Origin of the sequence: Kribbella sp. NPDC026596 (assembly GCF_040638415.1) — a bacterium.
Taxonomy (GTDB): domain Bacteria; phylum Actinomycetota; class Actinomycetes; order Propionibacteriales; family Kribbellaceae; genus Kribbella.
In genome coordinates this window covers 1-23,820 of sequence record NZ_JBEZYF010000040.1, presented here as the reverse complement: position 1 = coordinate 23,820, position 23,820 = coordinate 1, and the positions used below count along the sequence as shown (strand labels likewise).

Here is a 23,820-nt window from a genome sequence, read left to right as displayed (position 1 = left end):
TTCACCCCGTGATGGAGACACCGTCTCAACTTGATGACGGCCGACCTGGTGACAACCCGGCTACTGTGCGCTTCAATGACCGAATCTTGTTTATTGATGCGTGAAGTGAGGCAGTCGTGAGCATCTTTGTCCGCATGAAACGTTCAGTAATCGCGCTAGCCCTGATCACCGGTGCTCTCGTGGCTGCCAGTGGTCCGGCCCGGGCCGACGGCACCACGCTCGGTGACGTCACCGGGTTCTCCGCCGACAAGGCGACGTACACCCTCAGCGCCGGGCCGGCGAAGGTACGCGTGGTCTTCTTGAAGGACGATGTCTTCCGGCTCTGGCTGGCGCCGGACGGGAACTTCACCGACCCGGCCAACAGCGCGCCCACCGACCCGGGCGGCCCGGCGTCCAACATCGTCACCAAGACCGACTACGGCATCCCGAAGACCTCGTGGCGGGACCGTGGCTCCTACTACTCGCTCACGACCGGCAAGGTCGAGGTCCGCGCGCAGAAGTCCCCGCTGCGGTTCTCGCTCTACCGGGCGAACGGCCAACTGGTCTGGGCCGAGAGCGCGCCACTGTCGTGGACCGACACCTCGACCACGCAGACCCTCGGCCGCGGCGCGAACGAGCAGTTCTTCGGCGGCGGCATGCAGAACGGCCGCTTCTCACACCGCGACGAGACCATCAAGATCTCCCGCGACTTCAACTGGGAAGACGGCGGCAACCCGAACGCCTCGCCCTATTACATGAGCACCGCGGGGTACGGCGTACTCCGCAACACGTTCAGCCCGGGCAGCTACAGCTTCACCAGTCCCGTGGTCACCACGCACGACGAGAAGCGGTTCGACGCGTACTACTTCGTCGGCGACCTCAAGACCTCGCTGGACCGCTACACCGAGCTGACCGGCCGTCCGTTCATGCCGCCGATCTACGGACTCGAGTACGGCGACTCGGACTGCTACAACCGCGGCCACTACGCCACCGACCCGGACCCCAGCAACGACTGGAAGGTCAACCCGGACAAGGTGACCACGCTGGACGCCGTGAAGGTCGCGCAGAAGTTCCAGGACGAGGACATGCCCGGCGGCTGGATGCTCGTCAACGACGACTACGGCTGTGGTTACTCCGCCAACACCGACTCCGAGCAGGTCGACGGCACCTGGTGGGGCAAGCGGGACATCCCCGCGCTCAAGGAGACCGGTGACGAGCTGCGGCAGCGCAACATCCAGATGGGTCTGTGGACGCAGTCCTCGCTGGACCGGCAGCCGGCCGAGGTCGGCGACGCAGGGGTCCGGGTACGCAAGCTGGACGTCGCCTGGGTCGGTCCGGGCTATCGCTACGCGCTGAGCGCGTGCGACACCGCACACGACGGCATCGAGCAGTACAGCGACGCCCGCGGCTTCGCCTGGATGGTGGAGGGCTGGGCTGGTGCACAGCGCTGTGCGGTGCAGTGGACCGGCGACCACAGCGGCTCACTGGACGCGATCAAGTGGCAGATCCCGGCCATCACCGGCTCCGGCAACTCCGGTATCGCCTACAGCGCGGGTGACGTCGACGGCATCTTCGGCGGCTCGGCGACGTCGTACGTCCGGGACATGCAGTGGAAGGTGTTCAACCCGGCCTTCATGACCATGTCCGGCTGGTCCACCCCGGCCTACAAGCAGCCGTGGGCGTACGGCGATCCGTCCACCTCGATCAACCGCAAGTACCTCAAGCTGCGTGAGCGCCTGCTCCCGTACTTCTACACGTACGCCGCTGAGGCGCACCGGACCGGAGCACCCCTCAACCGCTCACTGGTACTCGAGTACCCGGACGACCCGAAGACCTGGGACGACACCACCAAGTACGAGTTCCTGGCCGGCAAGGAGTTCCTGGTCGCACCGATGTGGGGTGCCGATGAGGTCAAGAACGGTATCTACCTGCCCAAGGGCCAGTGGGTCGACTACTGGACCGGCCGCGTCTACCAAGGCCCGACGACGGTGAACGGCTACCACGCCGCGCTCGACACCCTGCCGCTGTTCGTGAAGGCCGGTGCGGTCGTGCCGATGTGGAAGGAAGGGATCAACAACGCGGCCGAGCAGGGCTTCGGCGATCGGCTCACGGTCGACATCTACCCGCAGGGCAAGTCGTCGTTCACGTTGTACGAGGACGACCGTGTCACCCGCTCGTCCAAGTCGGCGTCACAGGTCTTCTCGGTCGACGCACCGACGCAGTCCCGCGGTGACGTGACCGTGAATATCGGTGCCAGCGTCGGTACGTACGCCGGCAAGCCGAGCACCCGCCCGTACGAGCTCACCGTCCACACCGGCACCGCACCCCGCGAGGTCACCGTCGACGGCCGCAAGACCAGTTGGACCTACCAGAATGGCGTCGTCCGGATCAGCACCGCGCCGATCTCCACCTCACACACCGCAGTCGTCCGGCTCACCGGCACCTCGTCTGTCGGCGGCCCGGATGTCGCGAACACCTTCGGCACGCCCGAACTCACCACCCCGTCGCTGTGGAATGCACCCGGCCAGGCCACTGAGGTCACGGGCACGTTCCGCAACGACAGCCGCACCACCATGCAGAACGTTCAGCTGAACGTGCAGATCCCCAGCGGTTGGTCGGTCACCGGCGCGAGCACTTTCCCGTCTGTGCGTCCCGGCCAGACCATCACGACCAAGCTGCAGGTCACGCCGGGTGCCGACGTGAAGCCCGCAAGCTTCACACTGGAACTGAAGGCCAGTTATGTTGCCCAAGGCAAGGGCTACAGCAATAGCGCGGCTGCCACGGCCCAGTTGCCGTACGCATCGTTGTCGCAGGCAGCGAACGTGGTCGGCATCAGCGATGCGGCGACCTATGCACAGGGCAACTTCGACGGATCCGGCAACAGCTTCAACGGTGAGGCTCTCGCCACGGCCGGATACACGCCGGGAGCGACCGTGACCGTTCAGGACGCGCAGTTCACCTGGCCGACCGGCGTACCCGGAACACCCAACCTGGTGAAGAACCAGCCGGCTCCGATCCTGGTGTCCGGCACTGGTTCGCATCTCGCCTTGCTGGGCGCGGGTGCCAGCCTCAACGCCCGCGGCACCGTCACGATCATCTACACCGACGGCACCGAGTCCGAGGGCACGTTCCAGCTACCCAACTGGTGCTGCCAGGACCCGGCCACCGGCGGCGCGAAACTCGCGGTCTCGGTCAAGGGCCGCTACACGGCGGCAGGGCTCGCCAACACCACGACCGACTACCGGGTCTTCTACACCGCCGTACCATTGGATCCGGGCAAGACGGTCAAGGCGATCAAGCTGCCCGGTGGCGGACTCGGCTTCTTCGCCGCCACCATCGCCGACAAACCGTTGCCACCAGCACCTACTGGCTCTCAGTGGGTCAGTGATCTGGAGTTCCTCGACTCCACGAACGGCTGGGGACCGGTGGAGCGGGATCACAGCAACGGCGAGGACGGCGCCGGTGACGGTGGCCCGATCACCCTCGACGGTGCGCAGTACGCGAAGGGCCTCGGTACGCACGCGCCGTCGTCGGTCAGCGTGCGTCTCGGCGGCAACTGCAACACCTTCACCGCCAAGGTCGGCGTGGACGACGAGATGGAGGATCGCGGCAAGGTCAGCTTCAAGGTCCTGGTCGACGGAGTCGCCAAGTACACCTCCGACCTGCTCACCGGAACGTCGCCGACCGCGGACGTCTCGGTCAACGTGGCCGGCGGCCAAACCCTCACCCTCCAGGTCACCGACGGCGGCGACGGCGTCACCAGCGACCACGCCGACTGGGCAGAAGCCAAGGTGACCTGCAACCCCTGACCCCCTCCTGCTTGCCCACTGAGATGCAGGGTTGCCCCCTCAGATTCTCAGTGGGCAACCCTCCAACTCGGGGGTTATCCCCCGAGTTGGAGGGTTTGCGGTTCTGTGGGGGACGGGGCGGACCGGGGTGCGTGGTGGGAGGATGGGGGGTGTGAGTGAACTGACGGGGATGGACGTGGATGCGCTGCGGCAGGCGTTCGCGCGGGCCGGGTACACGGTCGAGGGAGTTGCTGCGCGGCTTGGCGAGCAGGCGAATGGTGCGCTGGCTCGCAACGAGACGACTCTTGCGAGTCGGCGTACCTCGTCAGGTGATGCCCTCGACACGATGATCCGGTTGTTCCTGCTGCAACGCGACGTACCGGAATCCCTTGTTACACAGGCGTTTCCCGGCCTTGATCTGGTTGCTCTTGGCATCATCACGATCAGCCAAGGGCGAGTACGGGCGGTGCTCGACATCCGGCCGTTCGCGGAGGACGACCGGCAGTGGTGGGTGATCGCCGACCTGACGCCCGGGCTCGACGGGCGACGGGAGCCGATGCGGCCGGACTACGTGCTCGGGATCGCGCCGGCCAGCCTGAGCCTGATCCACCTGACCGTGCCGATCAAGGCCGAGCGGGCCCTCGACATCGGCACCGGCTGTGGGATCCAGTCGCTACACCTGGCCGACCGGGTCAACCAGCTCGTCGCCACCGACGTCAACCCGCGCGCACTCCAGCTCGCTCGGTGGACGGCCGCGCTGAACCGGATCGACCTCGACGTTCGCGCGGGCAGTCTGTACGAGCCGGTCCACGACGAGCGGTTCGACTTGATCGTGAGCAATCCGCCGTACGTGATCTCGCCACCGGGCGAGGGGCTGACTTACCGCGAGACCGGGTTCGCAGGTGACGCCGTGGTCGAGCAACTGGTGCGACAGGCGCCGTACCATTTGACCGAAGGCGGCTGGTGTCAGCTGCTGGCCAACTGGACCTGTGTGCGTGGTGAGGACTGGCAGGACCGGATCGCCGGCTGGACGGGAGACCGGTCCGCGTGGGCAGTGCAGCGCGAGCAACTGGACCCATCAGAGTACGTCGAGTTGTGGCTGCGCGACGCCGGTCTGCACGGGTCGCCTGAATACACGGCCAGGTACGACGCATGGCTACGGTGGCTGGACGAGCAGAGTGTTGAGGCGATCGGCATGGGCTGGATCACCTTGCACAACGTGGAAGGCTCCCTCGAAGCCGAGGCGTGGCCGTATGAGATCGAGCGTCCCATCGGACCGCATGTGCTCAGGCGATTCGAGCGAACCGAAGGGCTCCCGAAGGACCTGACCGGGCTGCACCTGGTGCTGGCGGACGACGTCGTCCAGGAGACCAGTGGACAGCCAGGTGCCGAGGACCCCGCGACGATCGTGCTGCGCAGGCAACGCGGGATGCGGCGGGCCGAGCAGGCGGACACAGTACTGGCCGGCTTCGTGGGTGCCTGTGACGGCGATCTGAGCGTTGGCCAGATCCTCGGTGCGCTGGCCGACCTGCTCGATCGTCCATTGCAGGATGTATACCGGGACTACCTCCCGGAGGTCGGACGCCTTGTCGTAGAAGGCTTTCTGGACTACTGAGTACGCCGGCGCCGGCGCTTCTCGGCGTACATCCGCCGGTCGGCCTCGGTCAGCAAGTCGGCCACCGGCGTACCGTCGGTGCTGCTCGCCTGCCCGATGCTGAGCCGCAGCAGCGCGAACCACGGCTCGACGGCCCGCGCAGCCTCCCGCTCCGCGGCGGCCTTGATCCGCTCCACCATCTCCCGCGCACCGCGCTCGTCCGGCTTGTCCAGTACGACGACGAACTCGTCCCCACCGGCCCGCGCGACCACGTCCTCGGCCCGGCACTGCTCCGACAACAGGTGGCCGACCCGCCGGAGTACGTCGTCACCGCACGCATGTCCGTAGCTGTCGTTGATCACCTTGAGGTTGTCCACGTCGATCGCGACCACTGCCACCGAACGGCCGGCGTCGTGCGCGACGGACATCCGCTCGTCCAGGGCCCGGCGATTGCCCACACCGGTGAGCGGATCCTCCCGTGCGGCGCGCCACTCCGCGTCATGCCGGATCGACAGCTCATGGTTGGCCAGTGCGCTGCGTACGGCGTACAGCCCGCGTAACCGCTCCGCCCACCAACCCCTGGTGATCGCACGCGCGTACTGCAGCCCGGTCAACGCTCCGGCATCACCTGACTGCGCCACGATCTGCACGGCCGTGTGGCGGACCAGTGCCTCCGCCGGCGGATCGGATGTCGGTGGCAGATCGCTCCCAGCCCGCGCCGCGGCCTCTATAGCGTCGTCCAGCCGCCCAGTAGCGGCGTACGCCTTGGCCAGGTAGGCTCCCGCGATCGCAGCCAGCTCCAGGTCACCCAGCTTGGCCAGCTGGTCCCTGCAGTCCTTGAGGATCACCGCCGCCTCGGCGGCATCGGTCTCGTCATTGCTGGCGGCCAGCCACATCCGCCCGGCGATCGGCCAGTAACCGAGCAGGTCGTCGCGCACGATCACGTCGATCGCCTCACCGGCCCACCGGTGCGCGGACCGCTTCCGCTCCCTGATCTCCTCGTCGTACGTCGTGTCGCCGAGGCGCTCGAGCTCGTGCGCCCAACGGAGATTGGACTCGGCCAGATTGAGCCGGTTGATCGCCGGCGCCTCGGCCAGTCCGAGCGGATCGTGATCGCCTTCTGCGGCGAGCTCGAAGTGTGGGATGCACAACTCGTACAGCCGGAGCAGGTCGTAGGCGTAACCGAGGCCGGTGTGGGCCCAGCCGGCCAGTCCGAGATCGCGGGTCCGCGACAGCGCGTTCTCCGCGGCGACCAGGTCGGCGACCGAGTCACCACCCTCACCGGTGCGGATCAGCGTGACGATCCGGATCGCGATCGCGTTCGCCTCCCAGCCCGGCTCGTCGATCGCGCGGGCGACCCGGATGCAGCCATCGACCGCGTCCAGCGCCTCAATCGCGTCAGTGGCGTGATGGGCCGCGACAGCCCGCACGTACTCGGCCGCGGCCCGCTCGTGGCTCGGCTCCGGGCCGAGCTCGGCCAGCAGCGCGCTGATCTCCAGCCCGGCCTCGGCCGGATGGCCCGACTGGGCTCGCGTCATCGCCTCAGCGATTCGTGCCGTCACCCCCGACGTCTCGCGCACCACACCTCCCCTGCGTGCCCCGAACTCCTCCGGCCTCACCTCTTGCGGCGCTTGTCGCCGTACAGACGCCGATCCGCCGTGGCGACCAACTGATCCACACCGGCGCCTTCCGCGGTCGCGGCGTACCCGATGCTCAGTCCGAGCCGCCCCAGCCAGGGCTTGCCCGTCGTGGCCGCGATCGCGGCGACCGCAGTCCGGATCCGCTCAGCCAACTGCGCACCACCCTTGGCATCGGGCTGGTCGAGCACTACGAAGAACTCGTCGCCCCCCGATCGAATCACGGCATCGGTCGCTCGCGCTTGTTCTACCAGGAGATTTGCAACAACCTGCAGCAATTCGTCCCCGCAGGCGTGCCCGTAAGTGTCGTTCACCAGCTTGAGATCGTCGACATCGAGGGCCAGCAACGTCACCGCGCGGCCCGAGTCCCGCGCGGCGGTCAGCCGCTCGTCGAGGGCGCGCCGATTCCCCACGCCGGTCAGCGGATCATGCCGCGCCGCGTGCCACTCGGCGTCGTGCCGTGCGGACAGGTCGCGGGTGGCAAGCGCATGCCGTACGGCGTTCAGCGCCCGCTGCCGCTCCTCCCACCAGCCCCGGGCCTCCGAGCGCGCGTACTCCAAGCCGATCACGGCTCCCGGCTCACCGCCGGCCGCGGCGATCTCCGCCCTGGTGTGCAGCACGAGCAGGTGAGTCGATGGGTCGGCCAACGGAATCAGGTCGTCCGCGGCCCGATCCGCCGCCGCCCTGGCTTCGTCCGGTTTGCCATCGGCCTGCAACGCTCTGGCCAGGTACGCGCCGGCGATCGAAAGCCGCTCGGTCTCACCCAGCTTGCTGATCTCGTCGCGGCACGCGGTCAATTCGGTGACCGCGTCGGCCGGATCGGCTCGGGTGGCGGCCGCCGCGAGCCACAGTTGGGCCGACAGCCGCCAGAACTCCTGGCTCTCGTCCTCGACGATCACCCGCTGCGCCTCGCGCGACCAGTACGCCGCCGAGGCGAGGCGCTCCTGGATCTCCTGGCCGTACGACGGGTCGCCGAGCCGCTCGAGTTCGTGGGCCCATCGCAGGTACGTCTCGGCCAGGTTCAGCCGGTCGATCGCCTCGGACTCGGCCAGGTCGAACACGTCGTCGTCGAGCTGAGTGGCCCGCTCGTAATGCGGGATGCACAGTTCGAAAAGTCTCAGGACGTCGTACGCGTAGCCGAGGCCGGTGTGCGCCCACGCGGTCAGTCCGGCGTCCTTGGTCCGGCTGAGGGCGTGCTCGGCCGTGACCAGGTCGTTGACCGTGTCGCCGCCACGGCCGCTGCGGGCCAGGTTGATGATCCGGATCGGCAGCGCGTTCGCTTCCCAGCCCGGCTCGTCGATCGCCTTCCCGACCGCGATGCAGTCGTCGACCGCCCGGAGTGCCTCGTCGGCATCGCTCGCGTGGTGCGCCGTGACGCCACGCACGTACTCCGCGGCCGCGAGGTGGTAGCTCGGCACACCACCGAGCTCGGCCCGGATCACCTGGATCTCGACTGCCGCGATCGCATGCCCACCCGACTGGGCCGATGTCATCGCGGCGGCGATCCGGGCGGTCAGCGCGTCATCCGTCGCCATCTCGCCACTACCCATAACCCCGCCGACGGCCTTCCCTGTCTCCCCCACCCGCACCTCGGGCCGGACCGCCCATTGTGACCACCCACCCCCACTCCTGTCACGACCCGAACCGGCCACCGACCACCTAGTGCCATCAATTCACTACCCACAAGAACCCCCAGTTCCGTAAGAACCGGCCCTGGAGGGGGTTGGGACAGGCACGTGGGGCGTCAGACAGGCACTGGTGGGGTGGGACAGGCACCGGTGGGGTGACACACCTGGTGGTGGGCTGGAACAGGTACCGGTAGGTGGGGACACCTGGCGGTGGGCTTGGACAGGTTATTGCTTGTCTAAGCCCACCAGCAGGTGTCCCCAGCCCCGCGAACCGGCCAACGGAACAGCCGCCGCGGAGCGGTCTGCTTCGCGGCGGCTGGGGTTGCGGTGGTTGGGTTAGCGGTGGTTGGGGTGTTAGCCGGCGGCTTGTTGGGTGGTGGTGGCGTGGAGTTGGACGGGGAGGGTTTCTACGCCGTAGACGATGGAGAAGTCGCGGAAGCGGAGTTGTTCTTCGGGGACGGCGAGGGAGAGGTCGGGGAAGCGGTGGGCGAGCGCCGTGAAGGCGGCGCGGAGTTCCATCCGGGCGAGTTCGGCGCCGACGCAGCGGTGCATGCCGTGGCCGAAGGCCAGGTGCGCGGACGACACCGTACGGCGTGGGTAGAAGTCCTCGGCGTCGTCGCCGAAAACCTGCTTGTCCCGGTCGGCGCCGGACAGCGACACCGCGACCAGGTCGCCCTTCTTGACCTGCTGGCCGAACAGCTCCTGGTCGTGCCGTGCGAACCGCGGGAACGCGACCTGGACGACGGTCAGGTAGCGCAGCAGCTCCTCGACGATCCCGTCGACCGCGCCGGGCTCGTTCCGGATCCGTTCGAAGTTCTCCGGGTCGCGCAGCAGCACCAGCGTGCCGAGCGCGAGCATGCTCGCCGACGTCTCGTACCCGCCGAGGAACACCCCGTCCGCGAGCCCACCGAGCTCGATGTCGTCGATGTCGTCACCCTGCTCGCGGATGATCGACCCGATCAGCCCGTCACCGGGGTTCGCCCGCTGCTTGCGCACGATCTCGAACAGGAAGTCCCGCGACTCCGAAGCCGACCCGAACACCCCGATCCCGCCACCGGACAGGTCGAACCGGGCCGGTCCGAGCGCGCGGAACCGATCGCGGTCGGACTCCTCGACCCCGAGCAGGTCCGCGATCAGCAGGAACGGCACGTTGAAGGCGAAGTCCGAGACGATGTCGGCGACCGGTCCCTTGGCCTCCATCAGGTCCAGCTGGTCGTTGACGATCTTCTCGATCGCCGGCTCCAGCCGGGCCAGCCGGCGCTTGGTGAACTCGGGTGTCAGCAGCTTGCGCAGCCGGGTGTGGTCCGGCGGGTCCGTGAATCCGAGACCGCCGATCCCCTCCGACGGCTTGTTCGGGTCCGAGCCGACCAGCGGCCGGATGTCGTTGCTGAAGTTCGTGGTGTCGGCGAGCACGGCCTTCGCCTCGGCGTGGCCGCTCACCACCCACACGTTCATCCCGAACAGGTGGGCCAGTTTGTGCACCGGCTCGGTCTCGCGCACCTCGGCCAGCGCCGGCACCGGGTCAACGCCGGTACGGCGCAGCGGCATCGAGACCGAACTCGGGATCATCCGCATCTTCGACAGGTCGAGACCACCCTTTCGGGTGGTCCTACTGAGAATGCGGTTGCCCACCCATTTCTTCAGGTATGTCACAACCATGACTTCCACGCGCCCTCTCTGAACCGCTTGCCCCCAACGGCTTTGTCACCTAAAAACTAGCGTCGCCAAGGACCAGATCTGATGGTGTTGGCACTACTCGGGTAGTGGCGTTGGCACCACCATGGGAGGGGTCCATGGTCGTGCCAGCACAGACCTTGTCACAGACGAGATCCAAGCTTCCACCGGTATCCACCTGTACCTCGCCCGGGCGTGCGGCGCGCCCTACCTCAGGGGTACTTCAGGGAAATCACAGCCGAAAGTAGGATGCGCCGCCCACCCGCGGTCTGCTGCTATGAACAGCGAACCGTGCACACACTAATTCAGGGTAGCCTTACCCCGAGCGCACGCCGGACGAGAGCTCGATCTCACAGGTAGTACGGCGTAACCACGCGAATGACCTCGGTGATCTTGGCTTTCACCGCGTCGCGTTGGGGAATGCGCGTGAGGATCCCCGCGCCGGTCGGCACCCGGATGCCGTGGTCGACGAGAACGTAGAGCGCTCGCAGAGTCCGGATGGTGTTGGTGACCTCCGGCGCAATGCCTTCCGCGGGTGGGTTGGAGAACGCACGCAACGCCGGATCGAGCCACTCGGTGGCGTCGGCGTCGGTGAGCTCGGTGCGGGTGAGGGTGGCCGCCAGGGCATACCCGAGGCGATCGTCTTCCATGTCGCGCAGGACGTGCCCGGTCGGCGTCAGCAGGCGGCCAATCCCCAGGCGGAGCATCTGGACGGGCTCGACCGCGGAGTGCAGCCCCAGGGTGCCGAGCAGGTCCGCACCGTGGGCGACGGCGTGCAGCCAGCCGAGCTTGGCGTCGTACCCGCGCAGGTCCTCCTCAGCGACGTACCAGCGTTCGAACGGCGGCACCCAGCTCGCCTCGAAGACACCGGCGGAGACGATCGCGTCCAGGATCAACGGAGCGAACGTACGGACCTGGACCTCGCTGTCGCCGAACCGCGGGACCATCGCGTCGCCGAGGGCGCGCAGCTGGTGGTCCGAGAACACACCGCGGCCGATCCAGGTGGCGAGGATCGCGTACGCCTGCCGGTCCCGCACCGTCGGATCCGGTGACCGCAGCATTCCGGCCAGTTCCGCGACCAGCTCGTCCACCGAACGATCTTCCGGAACCACGTACCCGTCATCGCGCAGCCGCGCCCAGTCGGTCATGCGCGGCACGCTAGACGCTCCGCAGTCCACCTCGCCACCCCTGGCCGCCGACAAAGGAACGGCCCGTGGCACATCCGGTCTCCCAGATGTTCCACGGGCCGCAGCGGCCAGGACCCCTCAGCCCGGCCGGGCCACGCGCCCCCGGCCGGGCCCCTCAACTCGGCCGGGGTCGTCTTGGTGTGTCAGGCGTCCCGCTTGCTCGCCGTGAACAGCGCGATGAGCATCAGCGCGGCCGCCCAGCCGGCGAAGTACAGCAGGGCCCACCAGGGGCTGAGCGCGAAGTCGCTGCCGCCCGCGCCCTGTCCGGCCAGACCGAAGTCCTGCCCCTGGTTGAGGAACGAGCTGCCGTTCGCGAACGGCGCCCACTTGGCCAGGTCGTCGCCGACCTTCGGGATCAGGTTGACCAGGTTCTCGACCAGCAGCGGCCAGAGGATCAGGATCGCGATCGCACCGGCGCTCTGCCGGATCAGGATGCCGACCGCCACCGCGATCACCGCGGAGATCGCGAAGACCAGGCCCTGCCCGGCCAGCAGCCGCCACTCGGCACCGGTGTTGATCGACAGGTCCGCGTTGCTCGCGAACAGGCTGCCGATGCCCCAGGCGCCGAAGGACGCGATCAGACCGACCACCGCGGCCAGGAACGCGACCACCGCGGTCTTGCCGAGCAGCAGCGCGGCACGCTGCGGAACGGCCTGGAAGCTGGTCCGGATGGTGCCGAACCGGTACTCCGTCGTGACGGCCAGCGCGGCCATCACCATCATCACCATCTGGCTGAGCTGGGCGCCCGGCTGGGTGATGAAGATCGTCGCCTGCTGTTCCTCGTCGCCCTTGAGGAAGCCGGTCGTCAGCGCCGCGAACCCGACGGTCAGGAAGGCCGCGATGACCATGCACCACCACGGCGAGCGGGTGGAGAAGAGCTTGATCCGCTCGACTGTGATCACCGACATGTCAGTTGTCCTCCTTCGGACCCGCGGCCACCTCAGCGTCGGTGGGCGCGTCGAGCTGGGTCACCGCGGCGACCTCGTCGTGCGCGTGGTACTGGACCGAGTCGCCGGTCATCTGCATGAACGCCTGCTCCAGCGAGCCGCGCTGCAGCGTCAGCTCGTGCAGCACGATGCCATGCGCGGCGGCTGTCTCACCGACCTCGTCGGTGGTCAGGTCACCCTCGACGAACAGGACCTTGCCCTGGTCCTCGACGTCCTCGATCCGGGTCACCAGCTGCTGCCCGTGCAGTACGCCGGCCAGTTGGTCGAGCTGCGGGGTCCGCACCTTGACCGTCGTACCGCTGGCGCGGTCGACGAACTCCTGGGTGGTGCTCTGCGCGATCAGCTTGCCGCGGCCGATGACGATCAGTTCCTCGGCGGTGAGCGCCATCTCGGACAGCAGGTGGCTGGACACCAGCACGGTCCGGCCCTCGCCGGCCAGCCGGTGCATGAAGGTACGGATCCAGACGATGCCCTCGGGGTCGAGGCCGTTCACCGGCTCGTCGAACAGCAGCACCTCCGGGTCGCCGAGCAGGGCGCCGGCAATGCCGAGCCGCTGCGACATACCCAGCGAGTAGGCGCCGGCCCGCTTGTTCGCGACCGTGGTCAGGCCGACCATTTCCAGCACCTTGTCGACGGAATCCTTCGGCAGCTTGTTGGACGCCGCCATCCAGGCCAGGTGGGACCTAGCCGATCGGTTCGGGTGCACCCACTTGGCGTCCAGCAGCGCGCCGACCTTGGTCAGCGGCCGATGCAGGTCCCGGTAGCGCTGGCCGTCGATCGTGACGGTGCCACCGGTCGGGGTGTCCAGACCGAGGATCATCCGCATGGTGGTCGACTTGCCGGCCCCGTTCGGGCCGAGGAAGCCGGTCACCTTGCCGGGTTTCACCTCGAAAGACAGGTTGTCAACGGCAACGGTTGCGCCGTATCGCTTGGTGAGGCCCTTTGCCTCGATCATCGCCGTACTCCTCGTTCGGTGGCGCGTCGGTAGTCCTGTGTCGTATCTCAGTATCGAGGTCTGACCGGTCCAGATCATCGGACCCGGGGCGGAGCCGGTGTGTCCACCCGTGGGTTGATTCTGCCGTCCGTCCGGATCGGGCTGCCATCGGTTAAAGCCCTGACCACGACCCCGACGATCCCCTATCCACGCACCGGCGCGCATCAGCCGAAAGTCGACGAACGACGTACTTCGGTCTGTCAGGGAGCGAAGCTGGAAGACACTGCCAAAAAAAGAACGGCCCGTCGTAGACAAACGACGGGCCGTTCTCCTGCTGCTTTACGCGGCTGCGTTCACCTCGGCCGGAGTCTCGGAGATGACCGACTCGCGACGCTTGGAGACAATCACGGCCGCGACCAGGATCGCCACTGCGACCAGGGCGATGCCGATCCGCAGGCCGGTATTGGTGTCGTCACCGATCGACGACAGGCCGACGACGGCCGGGGCGATCAGCACCGAGACCAGGTTCATCACCTTGATCAGCGGGTTGATGGCCGGGCCGGCGGTGTCCTTGAACGGGTCACCGACGGTGTCACCGATGACGGTGGCCTCGTGCGCGGGCGAACCCTTGCCGCCGTGATTGCCGTCCTCGACCAGCTTCTTGGCGTTGTCCCAGGCACCACCGGAGTTGGCCAGGAAGACCGCCATCAGGGTGCCGGCACCGATCGCACCGGCCAGGTAGCCGGCCAGCGGTGCGGCGCCGAGGCCGAAGCCGACGGCGATCGGCGCGGTCAGCGCGAGCAGACCCGGGGTCGCCAGCTCCCGCAGCGAGTCGCGGGTGCAGATGTCCACGACCTTGCCGTACTCCGGCTTACCGGTGCCATCCATGATCCCGGGGATGTCGCGGAACTGGCGACGGACTTCGTAGACCACCGCGCCGGCGGCGCGGCCGACGGCGTTGATGGCCAGACCGGAGAACATGAACACCACTGCGGCGCCGAGGATCAGGCCGACCAGAGTGGCCGGGTTGAACACCAGTGCGTCCGCCTCGAACTTCGCGTAGTTCTCGCCCAGCGAGGACCGGATCGAGTCGGTGTAGGAACCGAACAGGGCGGTCGCGGCCAGTACGGCGGTCGCGATCGCGATGCCCTTGGTGATGGCCTTGGTGGTGTTGCCGACGGCGTCCAGCTCGGTCAGGATCTGGGCCGCCTCGCCGTCCACGTCACCGGACATCTCGGCGATGCCCTGCGCGTTGTCGGAGACCGGGCCGAAGGTGTCCATCGCGACGATGACGCCGACGGTGGTGAGCAGACCACAACCGGCCAGCGCGATCGCGAACAGCGCGACCACACCCGAGCCGCCGACCAGGAAGGCGCCGTACACGGCCGCCGCGATCACCACGGCGGTGTAGACGGCGGACTCGAAGCCGACCGAGATACCGGACAGGATCACGGTGGCGGCACCGGTCAGCGACGTCTTGCCGACGTCCTGGACCGGCTTGTCCTCGGTGCCGGTGAAGTAACCGGTCAGGGCCAGGATGATGGCCGCCAGCACGATGCCGATGATGACGGAGACGGTGGCGATCAGCCGCGGGTCGCCGTCGTGGGCGGCGATTACATCGGTCGCCCCGGTCAGGTCCTTGAAGCTGCTCGGCAGGTAGACGAACGCGGCCACCGTACAGAGGATCGCGGAGACCAGCGCGGAGATGTAGAACGCGCGGTTGATCGTGCGCAGGCCGTTCTCGCCGGTCCGCGGGCGGGTCAGGAAGACACCGATGACCGCGGTGACGGCACCGATGGCCGGCACGATCAGCGGGAAGATCAGGCCCTGCTCGCCGAACGCGGCCTTGCCCAGGATCAGCGAGGCCACCAGCATCACGGCGTACGACTCGAACAGGTCGGCCGCCATACCGGCGCAGTCACCGACGTTGTCGCCCACGTTGTCGGCGATGGTCGCCGCGTTGCGGGGGTCGTCCTCCGGGATGTTCTGCTCGACCTTGCCGACCAGGTCGGCGCCGACGTCGGCGGCCTTGGTGAAGATACCGCCGCCGACCCGCATGAACATGGCCAGCATCGCGGCACCGAAACCGAAGCCCTCGAGCACGGTCGGGGCGTCACCCTTGAACAGCAGTACGACGAGCGCGGCGCCGAACAGGCCGAAGCCCACAGTCGCCATGCCGACGGTGCCACCGGTGCGGAAGGCCACCCGCATGGCGGGCTCGCGGCCCTCGTCCCGGGCGGCCGCGGCGACCCGGACGTTGGCGCGCGTCGCGAGCCACATGCCCAGGTAGCCGATCAGGGCGGAGAAGCCCGCACCGACCAGGAAGAAGACGGATCGGAAGATCTTCAGCGTCGTCTCGTTGTCGCCGTCAGTGTGCGCGGGCAACAGGAACAGCAACAGAAACGCGACCACGGCGAAGATCGACAACGTCCGGAACTGCCGGCTCAGAAAGGCCGATGCGCCTTCCTGGACCGCTGCGGCGATCGTCTTCATGTTCTCGGTGCCATCGTTCGCGGCAAGCACCTGGCCCCGGAAGACCATCGCAATGGCGACCGCGAGGATCGCGATCACTCCGACGACGATCACCAGTGTGGTGTTGCTCGACGAAAGATCCACCGCTTGTGGAGCAAGCAGCGCGGACATCCGTCCTCCTTGTAGGCAACCCATGCAGGCTTGACGGCCCCCGTCTGCCGCAACCGAAGGGTTGGGAAAATACGACACAGCACCAAGGAACTGGCGCGGTGGGTCACTCTAACGGGTATCCGACCAGACCTGACGACAGGGTGGTCTACGCCATACCCGAGCGGCGGGGCAAGATCTCCCCCTCGCCCCCGCTCGCCTCCTCACGCTTCGTAGTGCTGTGGACACCTTTTCGCTTCGGTCAGATCGCCGAGGCGACGTCCGGGTGGATGTCGAAGACCTTGGTCAGGCCGGTGATCCGGAAGATCTTGAGCAGCCGTTCCTGGGTGCAGACCAGGGACAGGGATCCGTCGTGAGTGCGGACGCGTTTCAGTCCGCCGACGAGCACACCGAGGCCGGTGGAGTCCAGGAAGTCCACGCGTTCCAGGTCGATCACCAGGTGGTGTTCACCGTCGTCGACGAGGGTCGCGATCTTCTCCCGGAGCTTCGGTGCGGTGTAGACGTCGATCTCCCCCGCCACCTCGATGACGGTGCGCCCGCCCTCGGCGCGCGCGGTCAGCGACAGATCCACTTCGGCCTCCGATCCCGTGAACTGCTGCATTCAACCATGTACGGACCGTGAGTAGGGCCGTTGCTCAAAACTCTTTCATCTCGCCCGTCCGAAGTCGATTCTTGTCGGCGAAATGAGCCGTGCATCCGGCGCGTGCACACGCCCGTGCACGCCTGAAGCAACTGTCCGCAGTCAGGACTAGGCTCGCGGTATGCGTGCGGGAGGTGAGGCGGCGGCTGTGCTCAAGCGGTTGGCGAACGGCCGCGACGATCGGCTCACGCATGTCGAGTCCGTGCCGCCGCGGCTGGGACAAACGTGTGCTTGGCCGCGCTGGGTCCCGGACGACGTGCTCGGCCAGCTCGCCGATGCCGGGATCACCGCACCGTGGACTCATCAGGTCGCCACCGCGGAAGCGGCGTACAGCGGGAAGCATGTCGTGGTCGCGACCGGCACTGCATCGGGCAAGTCGCTCGGCTATCTCCTGCCCGCGTTCGCCACCTTGAGCATCGCGCAGGCCGCGTCGCCGCATCGCCGGATCGCCTCTGTTCTGTACTTGTCCCCCACCAAGGCTCTGGCGCATGACCAACTCCGGGCGGTCTCGTCGTACACGGTGCCTGGTCTGCGGGCGACGACGCTGGACGGCGACTCGGAGCGCACCGAACGCGACTGGGCTCGCGACCACGCGACGTACGTGCTCAGCAATCCCGACATGCTGCACCGCTCGGTCCTGCCGAACCACCAGCGCTGGGCACGCTTCCTGGGCTGCCTGCAGTACGTCGTGGTCGACGAGTGTCACCACTATCGCGGTGTCTTCGGTGCGCACGTTGCGGGCGTACTGCGCCGATTGCGTCGGGTCTGTGCGCAGTACGGCGCCCATCCGATCTTCATCTGCGCTTCGGCGACGGTGGCCGAGCCGGCGGTGTCCGGCGAGCGACTGACCGGTCTGCCGATGGCGGAGGTGGTGGAGGACGGCTCTCCTCGCGGTGGCATCTCCTTCGGCCTGTGGGAGCCGCCGCTGACCTCACTGCGCGGCGAGAACGGCGCTCCGGTACGGCGTTCCGCCACAGCCGAGGTGGCCGACCTCCTGACCGATCTGGTCGTGTCAGGCGTGCGGACCGTGGCGTTCGTCCGATCTCGGCGTGGTGCGGAGACAGTCGCGATGACAGCGCGGGAGAACCTCGTCGAGGTCGATCCTTCGTTGTCAGACCAGGTATCGGCGTACCGGGCGGGCTATCTGCCCGAAGAACGTCGACGACTCGAGAGCATGCTGCAGAGCGGTGAGCTGACCGGGGTCGCTGCGACCAATGCGCTCGAGTTGGGCATCGACATTGCCGGACTGGACGCCGTACTGCTCTCCGGCTGGCCTGGTACGCGCGCATCCCTCTGGCAACAGGCCGGACGCGCCGGCCGGGCCGGGGGCGACGCTCTGGCCCTACTGGTCGCACGCGATGATCCGCTGGACACCTATCTGGTCCGTCACCCGGCCGCCATCTTCGGACGCCCGGTCGAAGCGACAGTCTTCAACCCGGAGAACCCGTATGTCCTGGGTCCGCAGCTCTGCGCCGCAGCACAGGAGTTACCTCTCACCACCGCCGACAACGAGATCTTCGGCAGTACGACGCCAACCGTGATCGCTCAGCTGGTTCGGCAAGGGCTCCTGCGCGAGCGGCCGCATGGCTGGTTCTGGACCCGCCGCGAGCGGGCTGTGGACGCCATCGACATCAGGTCAGCCGGTGGGAAGACAGTGCAGATCGTGGAAGACCAGACCGGTCGTCTGCTCGGCACAGTCGACGGCGGCTCGGCGCATGCCTCGGTTCACGAGGGCGCGGTCTACGTGCATGCGGGTGAGTCGTACCTGGTCCGGACCCTGGACCTCGAGGAGCACGCAGCCGTCGTCGAGCCGGCCTCACCCGACTACACCACCTTCGCCCGGGATCTGACCGAGATCAGCATCCTGGCGACCGAGGAGACCTGCACCTGGGGTACGGCGGAGTTGTCGCGCGGCTGGGTCCAGGTGAAGAGCCAGGTGGTCTCGTACCAGCGCAAGCTGCTCGCGACTGGCGACGTACTCGATGAGCAGCCGCTCGACCTGCCGGAGCGCACGCTGCGGACCAAGGCGGTCTGGTGGACCGTGCCGGACGCCGTCATCGAGGGACTCGGGCTGGCCGACGTCCCCGGGGCGGCGCATGCGGCCGAGCACGCGTCGATCGGCCTGCTTCCACTCTTCGCCACCTGCGACCGGTGGGACATCGGTGGCGTCTCCACCGCGCGCCACGCCGACACCGGCTGCCTCACCGTTTTCGTGTACGACGGCCACCCGGGCGGAGCCGGATTCGCCGAACACGGGTACGCCTCGGCGCGCGAATGGTTGACTGCGACACGCGAGGCGATTGCACACTGTGAATGTACGGATGGATGCCCGTCGTGCGTACAGTCGCCCAAGTGTGGGAACCAGAACAACCCACTCGACAAGAGCGGCGCGGTCGCGCTGCTCACCGCACTACTGAGCAGTGAGGCCTGAAAGAGTCCGGCAGTCTCCGGACGGAGAGGCAGCTTGCCATGGTCGTCCTCGGAATCGTTCTGATCGCGTTGGCCGTGTTGTTCGGGCTAGGGGTCTCGGTGTCCTCCACCGCCTCGACCAAGCTGGAGGTTTTCGGCGTCGACTTCGGCGTCGCCGTACCGACCGTGTTCTTCCTCGGCGCGGTGACCGGGGTGGCCCTGCTGGCCGGTCTCTGGCTGACGAAGAAGGGACTCGGCCGCGGCTACCGCCGCCGCAAGGAGATGCGCGAGCTCCGCGCCCAAGCCTCGACCGCGCCCAGTGACACCGTCGGAGGCGAGATCACGGAAAGTGGCGCCACCGCCGACACTCCCGCAGCCCTGGAAAGCACCCGGGAAGCCCCGGCCGACGAGCGGCTCGCGGTCGAGCAGGAGCTCGCTCCGGACCCCAAGGACACCAAACAGCCGCACTGACAACTCTGTTGCCGAAGGCATCAACTAACCCAGAGAGCTACTGGAATATCCCGAGATCGCTGTAAGATCTCGATCGAAACACAGCCTCCACTCGGCGGCCACACGGCCGGTCTTCAGCCGGATTTCGATGCCCTGCGCAACGACTGTTGCCTGGCAGTTAGTTGCCATTGGCATCAAGTTCCGGGGTCTCGCCATCACCACCGCCGACACACCTGTGCCTTACTGGTTGTGGCGTCAACGTCGCGTTGAGTCACTTTCGGCTTTCCGGGCCACACCGCCTCCTCACGGGGGATCGACCCGCAGCCCACCCCACAGCGCTTGGGGTGTCCGTCGCGGTTCCCGGAACCCGGATCGGCTCACGTCACGGGGTCCCGACGACCTGACGCTTCGAGATGGCACGACCTCTGGAGGTTGTCTTGATCATCCGTAAACTGTTCAGCCGCACCGGCGTGGCAGTACTCGCGGTCAGCGTCGCGCTGGCCACCGCCGTACCGGCTCAGGCCGCGAACCCGGTCGCCGGCGGTTCGACCGCCCCCGGCGTCGAGGTGGGCGTGGCGAAACAGATCGCCACCCGCGCCGACACGCGGTACTGCCTCACCTTCGTCGCGGCCGCCAAGGTCCCGATGGCGCTCATGATGGCGTGTGCACCGGGCAAGGAGGGCAAGACCCAGGAGTGGATCTACACCGAGTCCGGCCAGCTGCAGGTCGCGATGAGCAAGAGCGTCGGTGGCGCCCTTGCCAAGACCGGCGCGTGCCTGGACAGCGGTGCGGACCTGGCGAAGGTTCCGGCCTCCGCGCCACTGCTGGTGCTGCCCTGCCGTAGCGGCGACGGCCAGAAGTGGACCTACGACGAGGGCGCCGGCACGTTCGTGAACGCCGCCAGCGGTCTCGCCCTGACGTCCCTGCTCGGCAAGGGGAAGGCCAAGCAGGCACAACCGACCGGCAGCATGTCGACAGCCGGTACACCGGTCCAGGGCTGGAGCGCACTGCCGCTGCCGGGCCTGGACATCCTGGGCGCGGTTCTGGCGCTCGTGAACGCGCTGCTGGCATCGCTGGGCCTGGCCCTGCCGCTGCCGATCGCGAACGCGGCCTCCAGCCTGCTCCAGCTGGTTCGGCCGCAGCTGCCCATCCCGGCACAGATGACGGCGCTGCCGAAGCAGATGATGCAGTTGGCCCAACGCTGAGTCCTGGAGGATCCTCAGCCGGACAGAGGACGGCCGGCCCCGACGATGTCGGGGCCGGCCGTTGTTCTCACTCCTTCGGATCGACACTTCTCGTTCAGTTGTCCTGGTGATCCTCGGTGGGTGGGTGGAGCGGCGCTCGGGGAGATTCCGGAATCCCCGCTGCTTGCGCGTCAGCGGGAGCCCGGTGGGATCGTCACCGGCCCACCAGCCCGGTCGCGGCCGTCACCAGCCGGCCAGTCGGGTCACCACCAGCAGTGGTGCCACCAGTGGTGGCAGTGGCTGAGCAGGTCATCCACCAGGCAAGAAACTCCGTACAGCAGTCCCATGTCGTTCACCTCCGATCCACTGAACCGGTCGGCAAGACCGTACCGCCGCTGGTCACGGTATGTATCTACTCAACTACCTGTTGCCACACAACCTTGAGCATCCTTTAACTCTTCCGCAATGCATCCCGCCTGGCCCGGGCTTGACACTCCGTCGTTGGTTGCCTATAGCCCCGGACAAACGTTCGTCCCAGGGTTGGAAAAAAGTCTTCACATAGTCGCTCAGGAGTGCCAATGTTTGACCGGCACTCTCGCTGGACCACTTTTCGCAAGGAGCCTTGATGCGATCTCTCACCCGGCCGTCCACCGCCGGCGTTCTCGGCGCGGCGGCGCTCGCCCTGCTCACCGGCTGCCTCGGCTCGTCCGACTCCGGCAGCGGCGACCAGGACGCCAACCGCAACTCCGACGCCAAGAAGGTCGAGCTGACGATCGGCTCGAACTCGGTCAAGGGCGGCAAGAGCAGCGCCGGCGCCACCTTCCTCGAGGACGTCCTGATCCCGAAGTTCGTCGCCGAGCAGAAGGGCAAGGGCGTCGACGTCACCGTCAAGTTCCAGGGTGACGGCTCCGACGACGAGGTCTACAAGCAGAAGCTGTCGCTCGACCTGTCGAACAAGTCCGGACCGGACCTGTTCCAGATCGACGGCATCTGGGTCGGCGAGTTCGCCCAGGCCGGCTACATCAAGCCGCTCACCGACACCGTCGGCGACGAGGCCAAGGTGAACGACTGGGACGGCTGGAAGCAGATCCCGGAGTCGGTCCAGCAGCTCGGCAGCTTCGAGGGCAAGCGGTACGGCGTCCCCGGTGGGACCGACGGCCGGGTGCTGTACTTCAACAAGAAGCTGTTCCAGCAGGCCGGCCTGCCCGCCGACTGGCAGCCGAAGTCCTGGGACGACATCATCACCGCCGGCCAGGCGCTGAAGAAGCTGTCCGGCGTCACCCCGATCCAGATCAACGCCGGTACGGCGATGGGCGAGGCGACCACGATGCAGGGTGTGCTGCCGCTGCTGGTCGGCACCGGCGCCACCGTCAACACCGACGGCAAGTGGCTGGGCGACACCCCGAAGCTGCGCCAGGTGCTGGACTTCTACCACAAGATCTACAGCACCGGACTCGGTGACCCGGTGCTGCAGCGCGAGGCCAAGGGCCGGGACAAGTCCTTCGCCGAGTTCGCCGCGAACAAGATCGGCATCCTGCTGGAGAGCGACTACTTCTGGCGCAGCGTGGTGGAGCCGAAGGCGGGCGTCGCCAAGATGGCCGACCGCGACTCGGCCGTCGGCTACGCGCTGATCCCGGCCGCCCTGCCGGGCGCAGGCGTGAAGGGCCAGGACTTCGTCTCGATGTCGGGCGGCGGCGCGACGGTGATCAACCCGAACACCAAGTTCCCGCAGCAGGCCTGGGAGCTGCTGCAGTTCATGAACTCCGCGGACATGGTGAAGGCCTCGCTGGACGGCGCCGCCAAGATCACCCAGCGCAGCGACGTGAACAGCGAGGTGCTCGCCAGTGACCCGATGCTGAGCTTCATCGCCGAGAAGGTCCTGCCGCTCACGCAGTACCGCCCCGGACTGGCGGAGTACCCGAAGATCTCGGCCGCACTGCAGCAGGCGACCGCGGACGTGGTCGGCGGCAAGAGCACCGACGCTGCCGCGCAGGCCTACCAGAAGGCGGTCGAGGCCGCGGCCGGCGGCAAGGACAAGGTCGCCGGCAACTGATGACTTCCGCTTCCGCACCCGCGCCGGCTCAGGCACCTGAGCCGGCGCGGCAGGCCCGTGGGCCGGCCCTGGACGTCGCCGGGCTCGGCGTCTCCCGGGCGTTCGGCTTCGTCGCCCCGGCCATGCTGCTGATCGGCGCGTTCCTGATCTTCCCGGCGGTCTGGACGATCTACATCGGGATCACCAACTACCGGTTGACCGGTGTCGAGGCCGTCTCGCCGTCGATCGTGGGGCTGTCCAACTACACCAAGGCGCTCAATGACGCCGTCTTCCACAACGCGCTGTGGCTGACGATGCTGTTCGTCCTCGGCTCGGCGATCATCGGCCAGAACATCCTCGGCTTCACACTCGCGTGGGTGATGCGCCGTACGCGTCCCGCCGTACGCCGGACCGTCGAAGCGTTCGTACTGCTGGCGTGGATCCTGCCGTCGACCGTGGTCGCGTACCTGTGGGTCGCGTTCTACGACCGGGACGGTGGGACGCTCAACAGCATTCTGGGTACACCGGGGACCGCGTGGCTGATCGACTACCCGATGATCTGCCTGGTGGTGTTCAACACCTGGCGCGGTACGGCGTTCTCGATGATGTTGTACTCGTCCGCGTTGCAGGCCGTGCCACCGTCGCAGCTCGAGTCGGCGCGGATGGTCGGGGCGTCGGGCTGGCAGACGCTGCGGGACGTGGTGTTCCCGCACATCCGCGGTCACGTGCTCACGAACACGCTGCTGATCTCGCTGTGGACGGCGAACGACTTCTCGCCGTTCCTGCTCACCAAGGGCGGCCCCAACCACGAGTCCGAGACGGTGCCGGTCTACATCTACAACGTGGCTCTGCAGGGCGGTGAGCTCGGGTACTCCTCGGCCATCTCGTTCCTGCTGCTGATCGCGAACCTGCTGGTCTCACTGATCTACCTGCGGCTGCTCCGGAGGCGCGCATGAGGACAGTGCTTTTGGCCGGGCCTCCGGCGCCGGCGGGGTCATGGGGCTTTAACTCCCGGCCTTCCCTCGTCGCTCCAGTCGCTTCGCTCCCTCCACTCCTCAGTCCAGGCCGGGAGGCCCCATGACGCCGGCCTTCGTCGT

General features: G+C 67.5%; 15 protein-coding genes. 7 read left to right on the top strand and 8 right to left on the bottom strand.

Translation table 11 applies throughout. The features are described 5' to 3' along the window. Nucleotides 1-134 precede the first annotated feature (134 nt). Nucleotides 135-3,788, top strand: coding sequence for an NPCBM/NEW2 domain-containing protein (locus tag AB0E63_RS28600; protein WP_360372834.1), 3,654 nt, complete (start codon nucleotides 135-137; stop codon nucleotides 3,786-3,788). A gap of 151 nt (nucleotides 3,789-3,939) precedes the next feature. After that, on the top strand, nucleotides 3,940-5,382 hold the full coding sequence (locus AB0E63_RS28595; protein WP_360372831.1) for a class I SAM-dependent methyltransferase: 1,443 nt from the start codon (nucleotides 3,940-3,942) through the stop codon (nucleotides 5,380-5,382). Here the strand turns inward: AB0E63_RS28595 and AB0E63_RS28590 are convergent. From AB0E63_RS28590 to AB0E63_RS28555, 8 genes are all read right to left on the bottom strand, one after another. Then, the gene (locus AB0E63_RS28590; protein ID WP_360372828.1) at nucleotides 5,376-6,941 is read right to left on the bottom strand and encodes a GGDEF domain-containing protein; all 1,566 of its coding nucleotides are present in this window, start codon (nucleotides 6,939-6,941) and stop codon (nucleotides 5,376-5,378) included. The genes AB0E63_RS28595 and AB0E63_RS28590 overlap by 7 nt on opposite strands. A gap of 35 nt (nucleotides 6,942-6,976) precedes the next feature. After that, on the bottom strand, nucleotides 6,977-8,533 hold the full coding sequence (locus AB0E63_RS28585; RefSeq protein WP_360372825.1) for a GGDEF domain-containing protein: 1,557 nt from the start codon (nucleotides 8,531-8,533) through the stop codon (nucleotides 6,977-6,979). A gap of 447 nt (nucleotides 8,534-8,980) precedes the next feature. After that, entirely contained in the window at nucleotides 8,981-10,285 is a 1,305-nt protein-coding gene (locus AB0E63_RS28580; RefSeq protein WP_360372969.1) for a cytochrome P450, read from the bottom strand. A 365-nt stretch (nucleotides 10,286-10,650) separates the two neighbouring features. Then, nucleotides 10,651-11,448, bottom strand: coding sequence for a DUF2785 domain-containing protein (locus AB0E63_RS28575; RefSeq protein ID WP_360372822.1), 798 nt, complete (start codon nucleotides 11,446-11,448; stop codon nucleotides 10,651-10,653). Between the two features lie 182 nt (nucleotides 11,449-11,630). Continuing rightward, nucleotides 11,631-12,395 carry an ABC transporter permease gene (locus AB0E63_RS28570; protein WP_360372819.1) on the bottom strand — a complete coding sequence of 255 codons (765 nt, stop codon included), beginning with the start codon at nucleotides 12,393-12,395 and terminating at the stop codon, nucleotides 11,631-11,633. 1 nt (nucleotide 12,396) lies between these two features. Then, nucleotides 12,397-13,389 (bottom strand): ATP-binding cassette domain-containing protein, encoded by a 993-nt coding sequence (locus tag AB0E63_RS28565; protein WP_360372816.1) that lies wholly within the window; start codon nucleotides 13,387-13,389, stop codon nucleotides 12,397-12,399. Between the two features lie 318 nt (nucleotides 13,390-13,707). Continuing rightward, on the bottom strand, nucleotides 13,708-16,011 hold the full coding sequence (locus tag AB0E63_RS28560; protein ID WP_360372813.1) for a sodium-translocating pyrophosphatase: 2,304 nt from the start codon (nucleotides 16,009-16,011) through the stop codon (nucleotides 13,708-13,710). 238 nt (nucleotides 16,012-16,249) lie between these two features. Then, nucleotides 16,250-16,579, bottom strand: coding sequence for an STAS domain-containing protein (locus AB0E63_RS28555; RefSeq protein ID WP_360372966.1), 330 nt, complete (start codon nucleotides 16,577-16,579; stop codon nucleotides 16,250-16,252). A 190-nt stretch (nucleotides 16,580-16,769) separates the two neighbouring features. Between AB0E63_RS28555 and AB0E63_RS28550 the strand changes: the two genes are divergently transcribed. From AB0E63_RS28550 to AB0E63_RS28530, 5 genes are all read left to right on the top strand, one after another. After that, nucleotides 16,770-19,079: a DEAD/DEAH box helicase gene (locus tag AB0E63_RS28550; RefSeq protein ID WP_360372810.1), complete on the top strand. Its 2,310-nt coding sequence runs from the start codon at nucleotides 16,770-16,772 to the stop codon at nucleotides 19,077-19,079. 38 nt (nucleotides 19,080-19,117) lie between these two features. Continuing rightward, nucleotides 19,118-19,528, top strand: a complete 411-nt coding sequence (locus AB0E63_RS28545) for a hypothetical protein (RefSeq protein WP_360372808.1) — start codon at nucleotides 19,118-19,120, stop codon at nucleotides 19,526-19,528. 416 nt (nucleotides 19,529-19,944) lie between these two features. Next, nucleotides 19,945-20,712, top strand: a complete 768-nt coding sequence (locus AB0E63_RS28540) for a hypothetical protein (RefSeq protein WP_360372806.1) — start codon at nucleotides 19,945-19,947, stop codon at nucleotides 20,710-20,712. Nucleotides 20,713-21,316: 604 nt separating this feature from the next. Further along, entirely contained in the window at nucleotides 21,317-22,744 is a 1,428-nt protein-coding gene (locus AB0E63_RS28535; protein WP_360372803.1) for an extracellular solute-binding protein, read from the top strand. Beyond that, nucleotides 22,744-23,679 carry a sugar ABC transporter permease gene (locus AB0E63_RS28530; protein WP_360372800.1) on the top strand — a complete coding sequence of 312 codons (936 nt, stop codon included), beginning with the start codon at nucleotides 22,744-22,746 and terminating at the stop codon, nucleotides 23,677-23,679. The genes AB0E63_RS28535 and AB0E63_RS28530 overlap by 1 nt, the downstream gene beginning before the upstream one ends. Nucleotides 23,680-23,820: the final 141 nt, after the last annotated feature.